The following is a 12,024-nucleotide window of genomic DNA, read 5'->3' as shown; positions in this document are numbered from 1 at the left end:
AATTAGAATTTCAAGCTGTTCAATACCTTATTTGTAAATTTTTGTCGGGCAGTTATCTGTAAATGTGATCATTCACGCAACTCATATAAGAGCTGTTGTCTATACTTTACACACAAGGAGAAGGGGCTTTTCCCCTGACAACCCAAAGTTCCGGAGGTGACATATGAAACGCAAAAACGCTTCAATGCTCGGTAACGTGCTAATGGGGTTGGGACTGTTCGTGATGGTCGCCGGTGTCGGTTATTCAATTTTAAACCAACTACCGCAGCTTGACCTCCCACAATACTTTGCGCATGGCGCGGTGCTGAGCATCTTCCTCGGTGCGGTATTGTGGCTCGCCGGGGCGCGCGTGAGCGGACATGAGGAAGTATGCGATAAATACTGGTGGGTGCGCCATTACGATAAACGATGCCGCCGCGACCAGCATAAGCACGGCTAGTGCCCAATAAAGAACACCGAAACGACTCCATCTGGGGTCGTTTTTTTTTTGCATGACGCATTGACCCTCACGTAACGTAAGGCTTCAGAGTAGCGACACTGGCAGAACAAAAGGAGCCGTTATGTTGATTCAGGTGGGTGAACTGGCGAAACGCGCCGGGATCACCGTGCGGACATTGCATCACTATGAGCAAACAGGGTTGCTGTTGCCTTCTGCCAGAAGCGCGGCAGGCTATCGGCTTTATAACCTGGCGGACGTGCAGCGTCTGCATATGATCCAGACGCTGGCGAAAGCGGGTCTGGAGCTTGCCGAAATAAGGGAGTTTCTGGAACAGGGATCGCTGTCGTTAACCGAGCTACTCGATGGACAAATCACCCTGCTGGACAAGCAGCTGCGCAGCATCCATACGCTGCGCGACCGGCTGGTGGAATTGCGTACCGGGCTTAACGACGATGCGACGCCGGATCTGGAATCCTGGCTACAGACTCTGGAGTTAATGAATATGTACGATCGCTGGTTTAGCAAAGAAGAATTACAGCAGCTGCCGTTTGCGGTGGAGAAAGAGGCGCTGGTGGATATCTGGTCCGGTCTGGTCAAGGAGGCCAAAAAAATGCTGGAACAACACGTCGACGTCAGGGATCCGCAGGCGATTGATTTGGCGTCGCGCTGGATGGAGCGCCTGGAGAAGGATACCGCAGGCAGGCCGGAATTCCTGACCCGGCTCAACGAGATGCACAGCGTTGAGCCGCAGATGCAGGAGCAAACCGGCATCACGCCGGAGATGACTGATTACATCACGCGGGCGTTTGCCGAATCAAAGCTCAGCATCTGGGAGAAGTATCTCTCTGCTGAGGAGATGGCTTTTACCCGGACGCATTACTTTGACCGCATGATGGAGTGGCCGCCGCTGGTGGCGAAGCTGCACAGGGCGCAGCGCGAACGGCTCGATCCCGCATCGGACGGTGCGCAACAGCTGGCAGAAACCTGGCTGGCGCTGTTCCAGTCATACGCAGGAACAGACCCGGAGACGCAGCAAAAGTTTCGTATCGCCATGCAGCAGGAGCCGCATCTGATGAAAGGAACGTGGATGACGCCTGCCGTGCTTGAATGGCTCCAGCAGGCGATAGGGGTGATGATGCAGAGACGCTTCTCTGCATCACGTGACTCACAGATCCGCTAATGCGGCTTCCCGGTTAGGGTAGAAGGACAACCGGCCAGGGATAGGCTGGATGCCCGCGCGCGCCATGGTGCGCAGCGGCTGAAATTCAAGATTGCTTATCCGCAGCTCGCAGCCTGCCGGCAGACGCGCAACAAAGCGCTGGAAGGCATCCAGACCGCCCGCATCCAGTACCGGGACGGCATCCCACTTCAGCACCACAATCCGTTTACCCGCGATGTGGGATTCCAGGTCGCTGAACAACCCTTCCGCGGCAGCAAAGAACAGGGGGCCGATCACGCGCAGCACCAGCACATCGTCAGGCACCTCAGCGTTAACCGGCGAGAGACGCGTCATCTGCGCAATACGGCGCATAAACAGCAGCGAGGCCAGCACAATGCCGACGCTGATGGCGATAACCATATCGAACAGCACGGTCAGCGACATGCAGATTAGCATCACGATGATGTCGTCTTTCGGCGCGCGACGCAGCAGGTTAACCACCTTATGCGCCTCGCTCATGTTCCAGGCCACCATCAGCAGCAGGGCGGCCATGGCGGAGAGCGGAAGCCACGAAAGCAGCGGGGCAAGGATCAGCAGCGCCATAATCACCAGCAGGGAGTGAATGACCGCAGATACCGGGGAGGTTGCCCCCGCGCGCACGTTCGCAGCGGAGCGGGCAATCGCCGCCGTAGCCGTTATTCCGCCGAAGAAGGGTGCGACGATATTGCCTAAGCCCTGGCCGACCAGCTCACCGTTGGCTTTATGTTTGGTGCCGGTCATGCCGTCCAGCACCACGGCGCAGAGCAGGGATTCAATGGCCCCCAGCATCGCCATGGAGAACGCGGCGGGCAGCAGGGCGCGAAGGGAATCCCAGCTTAAGGTGAAGCTGGAGCCGGGCATATTCCACGGCAGCACCAGCTGCGGCAACAGTTGCGGGATCCCGTTGCCCTGTGAGCCGTCCGCCAGAACGTAGTGGAACTGGGAACCAATGGTGGCGACCTGTCCGCCGAGCAGGTTGACGATGCCCATCACCGCGCAGCCCAGCAGCAGGGCGGGCAGGTGACCCGGAAGACGAATGCCCAGGCGAGGCCAGACGATCAGCGTGCCAAGGGTCACGACGCCGATAGCCGCGTCGCCCAGGTTGGCCGTCGGCAGCGCCATAAACAGCGCGCTCACTTTCTGCAAATAGTGCTCCGGAATGTGCGCCATCTCCAGGCCGAGGAAGTCCTTGATCTGCATGGTCCCGATGGTAATACCAATACCCGAGGTGAACCCCAGCGTCACGGAAAGGGGAATATATTCAATCAGCCGTCCAAAGCGGGCCAGACCGAACAGAATTAAAAAGACGCCGGACATCAGGGTGGCAACCAGCAGGCCTGCCAGACCAAACTGTTGGGAAACCGGATAGAGGATCACTACAAAGGCGGCGGTCGGGCCGGAAACGCTGAAGCGGGACCCGCCCGTCAGCGCAATTACAATCCCGGCAACCGCCGACGTGTAAAGGCCGTACTGCGGCGCGACGCCGCTGCCAATCGCCAGCGCCATCGCCAGCGGGATGGCAATGATCCCGACGGTGATACCGGCAATCAGGTCACGGACAAAGCGTGACGAGGTGTATTTCTCTTTCCAGCAGGCGTCGATGAGGGCGCGAAAGGGCAGAACATGTGAGGAGGTTACGTTTTTCACAATTATCTATCATCCGTGTGCGCATCATCTGTCATATAAATGGCAGGTGAAGGAGGCATTAATCATTGCTCGTCATACTTCGCGCTGCAGAGGCGTTGGCTGCGCGCATTCATCCCGGTCACTTACTTTAAGTAAGCTCCTGGGATTCATTCACTTGCCGCCTTCCTGCAACACGAATTATTTAGAGCATTAATACATATCAGAAACAAAAAAACCCGCCGCAGCGGGTTTTTTGGCCGTGTTCGATTAGTGTTCGAACATTGCTGAGATGGATTCTTCGTTGCTGATACGACGAATCGCTTCGGCCAGCATCCCGGACAGGGTCAGGGTACGCACGTTTGGCAGTGCCTTGATCTCGTCGCTCAGAGGGATGGTATCGCAAACCACAACTTCGTCGATAACGGAGTTGCGGAGATTATTCACTGCATTACCGGAGAAGATCGGGTGAGTTGCGTAAGCGAATACGCGTTTTGCACCACGCTCTTTCAGCGCTTCTGCTGCTTTACACAGCGTACCGCCGGTGTCGATCATGTCGTCAACCAGCACGCAGTCGCGGCCGGCCACGTCACCGATGATGTGCATCACCTGGGATACGTTAGCGCGCGGACGACGTTTGTCGATGATCGCCATGTCGGTATCGTTCAGCAGCTTCGCGATAGCACGAGCACGTACCACGCCGCCGATATCCGGAGAAACCACAATTGGGTTGTCCAGGTTCAGCTGAAGCATGTCTTCCAGCAGGATTGGGCTGCCGAATACGTTATCAACCGGAACGTCGAAGAAGCCCTGAATCTGCTCTGCGTGCAGGTCAACCGTCAGTACGCGGTCAACGCCAACGCTGGACAGGAAGTCAGCGACAACTTTAGCGGTGATTGGCACACGCGCGGAACGGACGCGACGGTCCTGGCGGGCATAACCAAAGTAAGGAATAACAGCAGTGATACGGCCTGCAGAAGCACGACGCAGGGCGTCGACCATAACAACCAGTTCCATCAGGTTGTCATTCGTTGGAGCACAGGTGGACTGGATGATGAAAATATCACCACCGCGTACATTTTCGTTAATTTGTACGCTGACTTCGCCGTCGCTAAAGCGACCTACAGCGGCGTCGCCGAGGGAAGTGTACAGGCGGTTGGCAATACGTTGTGCTAGTTCCGGGGTGGCGTTACCAGCAAAAAGCTTCATATCAGGCACGAGAAGAACCTCAGGCATGCGTCCAGTGGTGGATAGCGTCCGCCGCAAACTGCGGGGCCTAAGCGAATGCTATCCAGGCGGTGTATTAAAGAGCGCGATGCAACGTCTGGAACAGGGTGACGTTGTCACCGAAACTCAGTCTGCGCCAGAATGGCCTGCTGTAGGGGGGAGGTGTTCATCCCGCGCGCTACAAAACCATGCAGCCAAACCGGCGCTTGCTCAAGCACCTGACGGGCGGCGGACTCGGTGTCAAATTCAGCAAAGACACAGGCCCCTGTACCGGTCAGGCGCGACGGCGCGTATTCTAACAGCCAGGAAAGCACCGCATCAACCTCGCGAAAACGTTTTCTTGCGATATCCTCGCAATCGTTGCTGAATTCACAATTTAATAACGTTTCTATTGACCGTACCGGGGTATTTCTTTTCAGGTCAGGATCTTTAAAGATGACCGGGGTAGGAATACTCACTCCGGGATGCACAATCAGATACCATTTTTCCGGCGGGTCGACCGGCGTCAGAATTTCACCCACGCCTTCGGCAAACGCCGCGTGGCCGCGCACAAACACCGGTACATCCGCGCCCAGCGTCAACCCTAATGCTGCCAGCTCGTCTATGGAAAGATCGCAGCCCCACAGGTGATTAAGGGCCACCAGCACGGTCGCGGCATTTGACGAACCGCCGCCGAGACCACCCCCCATCGGCAGGCGTTTCTCGATACGGATACCCGCCCCGCTTCCCGCGGGCAGACGACCGGACGCCGACGCTGCTTTCATCAGCAGGCGCGCGGCGCGTACGATGAGGTTATCGTCATGCTCCACGCCGTCGACGGGAGTCAGCAGGCAAATCTGACCGTCATGACGTGGCTCGATAAAGATCGTGTCGCCGTAATCGACAAACTGAAACAGCGTTTGCAGCGTGTGATAGCCGTCAGCGCGCTGCCCGGTGATATAGAGAAACAGGTTCAGTTTTGCGGGAGAGGGCCAGCGGGTCATCATTTAACGATCCAGTTGTCCATCTTCAGCTTGATGCGCTGGCTACCCTGCGTCAGCTCCATATTGGACGGCAGCGACGGCTGAGTCTTGCTGTCATAGGCGCTGTAAACCACTTTCCAGGTTTTACCGTTCTGGGTGTAGTTCACCTGGCTCAGACGGTATTGTTCGTCAAGCTTATAGTCGGTTGCATCACCCGGCAGGCCGAGGATCCACTGGCGCAGGCTGTTGAGCGGGATCGGCATCCCGGTTAGCTTGCCAATCATCTCTTCGGCATCGGTCGCGGTATAGTGCTGGCCTTTGTTATCGGTGATCTGCGCTTCGCCCGGTTTCGCGATAAGCTCCAGCTCGGTGCTGCCCAGCGGGTTCAGCAGCAGCAGACGATAGTTGTCCTGGCCCGTCTGCTGCCAGAAGAAGCGAGCATAAACTTTTTGCTCGTCAGAGAGATAGGCAAACGCGCCGCGGGTCTGGTACTGGCTTAATTTCAGCACGTCCTGCTGGTGCTGACGCCACTGCGGTGAGTCAGGGCTTTTGCCCGGGCCTTTCGGCTGATGAACGGAACAGGCGGACAGTACGAGGGCCGCCAGAGGCAGCAGGCGAATCATTCGGGTCATAATGATGACAAATCCTTGAGATACGTTGCAGTTATAAGTGTTAATGCTAGCGTTGAAGGGGGGCACCGTCTACGTTCAAATTATCTCAAAGCGCTATGTAACCTATTACTCCGAAAGGGTGCAGTCTCTTTTATTGATCTCGCGCATCCTGTATGATGCGTCCTGCTAACCTTATTAACGCTGGTACTACTCCCGCTCAACATGACCCTATTAGCACTCGGCATTAACCACAAAACGGCCCCGGTTTCGCTGCGAGAACGCGTTACGTTTTCGCCGGATACGCTCGACCTGGCGCTGGACAGCCTGCTCGCACAGCCGATGGTGCAGGGTGGCGTGGTGCTGTCGACGTGCAACCGTACCGAGCTTTACTTGAGCGTAGAGGAGCAGGACAACCTGCACGACGCGCTGATCCGCTGGCTCTGCGATTACCACAACCTCAACGAGGAAGAGCTGCGCAACAGCCTGTACTGGCATCAGGATAACGATGCGGTCAGCCATCTTATGCGCGTCGCGAGCGGTCTGGATTCGCTGGTGCTCGGCGAGCCGCAGATCCTCGGCCAGGTGAAAAAAGCCTTTGCGGATTCCCAGAAAGGGCATCTGAAAGCCAGCGAACTGGAGCGTATGTTCCAGAAGTCGTTCTCCGTGGCCAAGCGTGTGCGAACCGAAACCGACATTGGTGCCAGTGCGGTTTCGGTTGCCTTCGCGGCCTGTACGCTCGCCCGTCAAATCTTTGAGTCGCTGTCGACCGTCACGGTGCTGCTGGTGGGGGCAGGTGAAACCATCGAGCTGGTGGCGCGCCATCTTCGCGAACACAAAGTGAAGAAGATGATTATCGCCAACCGTACCCGCGAGCGTGCGCAGGCGCTGGCAGATGAAGTGGGCGCTGAGGTGATTGCCCTGAGCGACATCGATGAACGCCTGAAAGAGGCGGACATTATCATCAGCTCTACCGCCAGCCCGCTGCCGATTATCGGCAAAGGGATGGTCGAACGTGCGCTGAAGTCTCGCCGAAATCAGCCGATGCTGCTGGTGGATATCGCCGTTCCGCGCGATGTTGAACCGGAAGTGGGCAAGCTCGCGAACGCCTACCTTTACAGCGTTGACGACCTGCAAAGCATCATTTCGCACAACCTTGCCCAGCGTAAAGCGGCGGCGGTGCAGGCGGAAACCATCGTTGAGCAGGAAACCAGCGAATTTATGGCCTGGCTGCGCGCGCAAAGCGTCAGCGAGACCATCCGCGAGTACCGCGGTCAGGCGGAGCAGGTGCGTGATGACCTGACGGCCAAAGCGCTCGCGGCGCTTGAACAGGGCGGCGATGCGCAGGCAATTATGCAGGATCTGGCCTGGAAGCTGACCAACCGCCTGATCCATGCTCCAACCAAATCTCTTCAGCAGGCTGCCCGTGACGGGGATGATGAACGCCTGACTATTCTGCGCAACAGCCTCGGGCTGGAATAGCGCCCTATACCCATTTTCTATGACAAGGTGCATTTACGCCTATGAAGCCTTCTATCGTCGCTAAACTGGAAGCTCTGCACGAGCGCCATGAAGAAGTACAGGCGCTGCTCGGCGATGCCGGGACCATTGCCGACCAGGAACGTTTTCGCGCGCTGTCGCGTGAATACGCGCAGTTAAGTGATGTTTCAAAATGCTTTACCGACTGGCAACAGGTTCAGGAAGATATCGAAACCGCGCAGATGATGCTCGACGATCCTGAAATGCGCGAGATGGCGCAGGAAGAGCTGCAGGATGCCAAAGCGCGTTCAGAGGAGATGGAGCAGCAGCTTCAGGTGCTTCTGCTGCCGAAAGATCCGGATGACGAACGTAACGCCTTCGTGGAAGTGCGCGCCGGTACCGGCGGCGACGAAGCCGCGCTGTTTGCCGGGGATCTGTTCCGTATGTACAGCCGTTATGCAGAGTCCCGCCGCTGGCGCGTGGAGATCATGAGCGCCAATGAAGGCGAGCACGGCGGCTATAAAGAGGTGATCGCCAAGATCAGCGGTGACGGCGTCTATGGCCGACTGAAGTTTGAATCCGGCGGCCATCGCGTGCAGCGCGTGCCGGCCACCGAGTCGCAGGGGCGTATCCACACCTCAGCCTGTACGGTGGCGGTGATGCCTGAGCTGCCGGAAGCGGAACTGCCGGATATCAACCCGGCGGACCTGCGTATCGACACCTTCCGCTCCTCCGGGGCAGGTGGTCAGCACGTTAACACCACCGATTCCGCCATCCGTATTACCCACCTGCCAACCGGCATTGTGGTGGAGTGTCAGGACGAACGTTCCCAGCACAAAAACAAAGCCAAGGCGCTGTCGGTGCTGGGCGCGCGCATTCACGCGGCGGAAATGGCCAAACGCCAGCAGGCGGAAGCCTCTACCCGCCGCAACCTGCTGGGCAGCGGCGACCGCAGCGACCGTAACCGCACCTATAACTTCCCGCAGGGCCGCGTGACCGACCACCGTATCAACCTGACGCTCTACCGTCTGGATGAGGCGATGGAAGGCAAGCTCGATATGCTGATTGAGCCTATCGTGCAGGAATACCAGGCCGACCAGCTGGCGGCGCTGTCCGAGCAGGATTAATGGATTTTCAACGCTGGCTACGCCATGCCGCCAGCGCGCTTTCTGCGGGTGAAAGCCCGAAGCGCGATGCCGAAATACTGCTGGAATACGTCACGGGCAAAGCCCGGACGTACCTGCTGGCGTTCGGTGAAACCATCCTGACCGCTGAACAGCTTTCGCAGCTGGAGTTGCTGCTTGCCCGCCGCAAAGCCGGCGAGCCGGTGGCGCATCTGGTAGGCGAACGCGAGTTCTGGTCACTTCCGCTGTACGTCTCAGCGGCCACGCTGATCCCGCGCCCGGACACCGAGTGTCTGGTGGAGCAGGCGCTGGCGCGATTACCGGCGCAGCCGTGCCGGATCCTCGATCTCGGAACGGGCACCGGCGCCATTGCGCTGGCGCTTGCCAGCGAGCGGCCGGACTGCACCGTGACGGCAGTGGACGTGATGCCTGATGCGGTCACTCTCGCGCAGCGCAACGTTGAGCGTCTGGGGTTTAGCAATGTTTCCGTTCTGCAGAGCAGCTGGTTTACCGCCCTTGAAGACCGCCTGTTCGACATGATTGTCAGCAATCCTCCCTACATTGACGAAAATGACCCGCATCTGGCGCAGGGTGACGTACGCTTTGAACCGCTGACGGCGCTGGTAGCCGCTAATCAGGGGCTTGCGGATCTCGATCACATTGTGACAACGTCACGGCAACATCTGCTTCCCGATGGCTGGCTGCTGGTGGAACATGGCTGGACGCAGGGGGAGGCGGTGCGGGCGCTGTTTACGCGTGCCGGCTATCGCATGGTGGAAACCTGTCGGGATTACGGCGGCAACGAGCGCCTGACGCTGGGGAAGCGGTCATGAGCCTGTTTACGCTGCTGATCTCCGTTCACCTGTTGGCCGTTGCCCTGACCATCGGCTTTTTCATTGTCCGCTACTGGTGGCGCTACAGTAATAATCCGCTGATTAACGCCCGCTGGGTGCGCATCGCTCCGCACTGCATCGACACGGTGCTGTTTCTTTCCGGCGCCGGGTTAATGTGGAAGACCGGCTATCTGCCATTTACTGATAAAGGCGCATGGCTGACTGAAAAGCTGTTTGGCGTTATCATCTACATCGTTTTGGGTTTTATCGCGCTTGGGCGTCATCGTCCGCGCAGCCAGCAGACGGGTTTTATCGCCTTTCTGCTGGGTCTGGTGGTGCTGTACATCATCATTAAACTCGCCACCACAAGAATACCGTTACTGGGGTAAGTCATGAGGTCCTTAGCCGATTTCGAATTTAATAAAGCGCCGCTTTGCGATGGTATGATCCTGATTTCAGAGATGATCCGCGACGATTTTACGTCACAGTACGTTTACGCTGAACTGGAAAATCTGGTTAGCCTGGCGCGCGAGGAGATCAGTCAGGCACGTCCGCAGGACTGGCAACTGGAGAAGCTGATTGAGCTTTTCTACGGCGAATGGGGTTTCTGCGACACGCGCGGCGTGTACCGCCTGTCTGACGCACTGTGGCTGGACCAGGTGTTGAAAAATCGTCAGGGCAGCGCCGTCGCGTTGGGCGCCATTTTACTTTGGGTTGCGCACCGGCTGGATATTCCGCTGGTGCCGGTCATCTTCCCGACGCAGATGATCCTGCGTGCGGAGTGGCTGGACGGTGAGATGTGGTTAATCAATCCGTTTAACGGCGACACGCTGGATGAACACACGCTTGACGTCTGGCTGAAGGGCAACATCAGCCCGATAGCCGAACTGTTCAATGAAGATCTTGATGAAGCCGATAACGCTGAGGTTATCCGCAAGCTGCTGGATACGCTGAAGTCTGCGCTGATGGAAGAGCGACAGATGGAGCTGGCGCTGCGCGCAAGCGAAGTGCTGCTGCAGTTTAATCCGGAAGATCCGTACGAAATCCGCGACCGCGGCCTGATTTACGCGCAACTCGACTGCGAGCACGTGGCGCTGAACGATTTGAATTATTTCGTCGAGCAATGTCCGGAAGATCCGATTAGCGAAATGATTCGCGCGCAGATCAACGCGATCGCGCATAAACACATTACACTGCATTAAATTTAATTCCGATTCACACCTGAATAAGGCGATCCTATGAAACAAAAAGTGGTTAGCATTGGTGATATCAACGTGGCAAACGACCTGCCGTTCGTGCTGTTTGGCGGTATGAACGTGCTGGAGTCCCGCGATCTCGCTATGCGCATCTGCGAACACTACGTGACCGTGACCCAAAAGCTGGGCATCCCGTACGTGTTTAAAGCCTCTTTTGACAAAGCCAACCGCTCCTCCATTCACTCCTACCGTGGCCCGGGCCTCGAAGAGGGGATGAAGATTTTCCAGGAGCTGAAACAGACGTTTGGCGTGAAGGTGATCACCGACGTGCACGAAGCGTCTCAGGCGCAGCCTGTGGCTGACGTAGTAGACGTGATCCAGCTTCCGGCGTTCCTGGCTCGCCAGACCGATCTGGTTGAAGCCATGGCGAAAACCGGTGCCGTGATTAACGTGAAAAAACCGCAGTTCGTGAGCCCAGGCCAGATGGGTAACATCGTCGATAAGTTTATCGAAGGCGGTAATGACCAGGTGATCCTGTGCGACCGTGGTTCAAACTTCGGTTATGACAACCTGGTGGTGGATATGCTGGGCTTCAGCGTGATGAAGAACGTCTCTAACCAGTCTCCGGTTATTTTTGACGTTACGCACTCCCTCCAGTGCCGCGATCCGTTTGGCGCAGCGTCTGGCGGCCGTCGCGCTCAGGTTACCGAGCTGGCGCGTGCCGGGATGGCAACGGGCCTGGCGGGCCTGTTCATTGAAGCGCACCCGGATCCGGCTAACGCGAAATGCGACGGTCCATCCGCGCTGCCGCTGGACAAGCTTGAGCCGTTCCTCAAGCAGATTAAGGCAATTGACGATCTGGTGAAGAGCTTCGACGAGCTGGATACCAGCAACTAATAAAAAAACCCGCTTCGGCGGGTTTTTTGTTCTCCCTCTCCCTGCGGGCTGAGGGATCCCCGGTAATTTTTTTATGAAGAAGCAATAATGTTGCTTTCTGAATGACTGAGGGCTGTCAGCGATGCCCTGGTCCGGCTGTAAATCGCTGAGGCGTTTCCTGCAGGTCGGGGCGAGGCGCATGGATGCGCCGAGAGGGCGGCTTTACAGGGACGTTACATCCGCCCGTCCCCGATAAGCCGGAAGGAATAAGCCGAGGGCACCGCGAAGCGGCGATTTACCGCCGGGAGCCCGGGTCGCCAGGGTGGTGGCGACTGCACTGAACCCCATATCCTGGACACCAGATCAAAGAATCTGGAGGTCCTTATGAGATATCCCTTTCACATCCGTCTTGCGGCGGTTCAGCATTACATGACTGGCCAGTCGAGCATTATAGAAACA

The 12,024-nt window shown here is 57.3% G+C and carries 13 protein-coding genes; 8 read left to right on the top strand and 5 right to left on the bottom strand.

Translation table 11 applies throughout. The annotated features are described in order from the left end of the window. The first annotated feature begins 163 nt into the window (after positions 1-163). The gene (gene ychH / locus OWK27_RS22805; RefSeq protein WP_022648382.1) at positions 164-439 is read left to right on the top strand and encodes a stress-induced protein YchH; all 276 of its coding nucleotides are present in this window, start codon (positions 164-166) and stop codon (positions 437-439) included. A gap of 121 nt (positions 440-560) precedes the next feature. Then, entirely contained in the window at positions 561-1,619 is a 1,059-nt protein-coding gene (locus tag OWK27_RS22800; RefSeq protein ID WP_267591291.1) for a MerR family transcriptional regulator, read from the top strand. Here the strand turns inward: OWK27_RS22800 and dauA are convergent. From dauA to lolB, 4 genes are all read right to left on the bottom strand, one after another. Beyond that, the gene (gene dauA / locus OWK27_RS22795) at positions 1,605-3,284 is read right to left on the bottom strand and encodes a C4-dicarboxylic acid transporter DauA (protein ID WP_267591290.1); all 1,680 of its coding nucleotides are present in this window, start codon (positions 3,282-3,284) and stop codon (positions 1,605-1,607) included. The two genes, OWK27_RS22800 and dauA, sit on opposite strands and share 15 nt — an antisense overlap. A gap of 246 nt (positions 3,285-3,530) precedes the next feature. Then, positions 3,531-4,478, bottom strand: a complete 948-nt coding sequence (gene prs, locus OWK27_RS22790; protein ID WP_003856663.1) for a ribose-phosphate diphosphokinase — start codon at positions 4,476-4,478, stop codon at positions 3,531-3,533. A 125-nt stretch (positions 4,479-4,603) separates the two neighbouring features. Next, positions 4,604-5,473 carry a 4-(cytidine 5'-diphospho)-2-C-methyl-D-erythritol kinase gene (gene ispE / locus OWK27_RS22785; protein WP_267591289.1) on the bottom strand — a complete coding sequence of 290 codons (870 nt, stop codon included), beginning with the start codon at positions 5,471-5,473 and terminating at the stop codon, positions 4,604-4,606. Then, on the bottom strand, positions 5,470-6,081 hold the full coding sequence (gene lolB, locus OWK27_RS22780) for a lipoprotein insertase outer membrane protein LolB (RefSeq protein WP_267591288.1): 612 nt from the start codon (positions 6,079-6,081) through the stop codon (positions 5,470-5,472). The genes ispE and lolB overlap by 4 nt, the downstream gene beginning before the upstream one ends. Before the next feature lie 201 nt (positions 6,082-6,282). Between lolB and hemA the strand changes: the two genes are divergently transcribed. From hemA to kdsA, 6 genes are read left to right on the top strand one after another with little or no spacing between them, the layout of a single operon-like run. Then, positions 6,283-7,539 (top strand): glutamyl-tRNA reductase, encoded by a 1,257-nt coding sequence (gene hemA / locus OWK27_RS22775; protein WP_148419605.1) that lies wholly within the window; start codon positions 6,283-6,285, stop codon positions 7,537-7,539. Positions 7,540-7,580: 41 nt separating this feature from the next. Beyond that, complete coding sequence (prfA, locus tag OWK27_RS22770) at positions 7,581-8,663, top strand: peptide chain release factor 1 (protein ID WP_148419606.1); 1,083 nt, start codon at positions 7,581-7,583, stop codon at positions 8,661-8,663. Then, positions 8,663-9,493: a peptide chain release factor N(5)-glutamine methyltransferase gene (prmC, locus tag OWK27_RS22765; RefSeq protein WP_267591287.1), complete on the top strand. Its 831-nt coding sequence runs from the start codon at positions 8,663-8,665 to the stop codon at positions 9,491-9,493. The genes prfA and prmC overlap by 1 nt, the downstream gene beginning before the upstream one ends. After that, complete coding sequence (gene sirB2, locus OWK27_RS22760) at positions 9,490-9,882, top strand: invasion regulator SirB2 (RefSeq protein WP_242172502.1); 393 nt, start codon at positions 9,490-9,492, stop codon at positions 9,880-9,882. The genes prmC and sirB2 overlap by 4 nt, the downstream gene beginning before the upstream one ends. Positions 9,883-9,885: 3 nt before the next feature. Continuing rightward, positions 9,886-10,695 (top strand): invasion regulator SirB1, encoded by an 810-nt coding sequence (gene sirB1, locus OWK27_RS22755; RefSeq protein WP_148419609.1) that lies wholly within the window; start codon positions 9,886-9,888, stop codon positions 10,693-10,695. Between the two features lie 36 nt (positions 10,696-10,731). Further along, on the top strand, positions 10,732-11,586 hold the full coding sequence (gene kdsA, locus OWK27_RS22750; protein WP_003856671.1) for a 3-deoxy-8-phosphooctulonate synthase: 855 nt from the start codon (positions 10,732-10,734) through the stop codon (positions 11,584-11,586). A 201-nt stretch (positions 11,587-11,787) separates the two neighbouring features. Here the strand turns inward: kdsA and OWK27_RS22745 are convergent, their stop codons facing one another. Beyond that, complete coding sequence (locus OWK27_RS22745; RefSeq protein ID WP_267591286.1) at positions 11,788-11,913, bottom strand: hypothetical protein; 126 nt, start codon at positions 11,911-11,913, stop codon at positions 11,788-11,790. Positions 11,914-12,024 lie beyond the last annotated feature (111 nt).

Source organism: Enterobacter cloacae complex sp. 2022EL-00788, from assembly GCF_026627565.1.
GTDB lineage: Bacteria > Pseudomonadota > Gammaproteobacteria > Enterobacterales > Enterobacteriaceae > Enterobacter > Enterobacter pasteurii.
Note: the sequence above shows the minus strand (reverse complement) of the source record. Positions and strands in the feature narration are given on the sequence as shown.

Bases quoted from the DNA above. Each gene is read 5' to 3' on its own strand.
- ychH (WP_022648382.1), top strand. From the start codon at position 164: ATGAAACGCAAAAACGCTTCAATGCTCGGTAACGTGCTAATGGGGTTG.
- prmC (WP_267591287.1), top strand. From the start codon at position 8,663: ATGGATTTTCAACGCTGGCTACGCCATGCCGCCAGCGCGCTTTCTGCG.
- prfA (WP_148419606.1), top strand. From the start codon at position 7,581: ATGAAGCCTTCTATCGTCGCTAAACTGGAAGCTCTGCACGAGCGCCAT.
- kdsA (WP_003856671.1), top strand. From the start codon at position 10,732: ATGAAACAAAAAGTGGTTAGCATTGGTGATATCAACGTGGCAAACGAC.
- ispE (WP_267591289.1), bottom strand. From the start codon at position 5,473: ATGATGACCCGCTGGCCCTCTCCCGCAAAACTGAACCTGTTTCTCTAT.
- sirB2 (WP_242172502.1), top strand. From the start codon at position 9,490: ATGAGCCTGTTTACGCTGCTGATCTCCGTTCACCTGTTGGCCGTTGCC.
- OWK27_RS22745 (WP_267591286.1), bottom strand. From the start codon at position 11,913: ATGGGGTTCAGTGCAGTCGCCACCACCCTGGCGACCCGGGCTCCCGGC.
- OWK27_RS22800 (WP_267591291.1), top strand. From the start codon at position 561: ATGTTGATTCAGGTGGGTGAACTGGCGAAACGCGCCGGGATCACCGTG.
- hemA (WP_148419605.1), top strand. From the start codon at position 6,283: ATGACCCTATTAGCACTCGGCATTAACCACAAAACGGCCCCGGTTTCG.
- sirB1 (WP_148419609.1), top strand. From the start codon at position 9,886: ATGAGGTCCTTAGCCGATTTCGAATTTAATAAAGCGCCGCTTTGCGAT.
- lolB (WP_267591288.1), bottom strand. From the start codon at position 6,081: ATGACCCGAATGATTCGCCTGCTGCCTCTGGCGGCCCTCGTACTGTCC.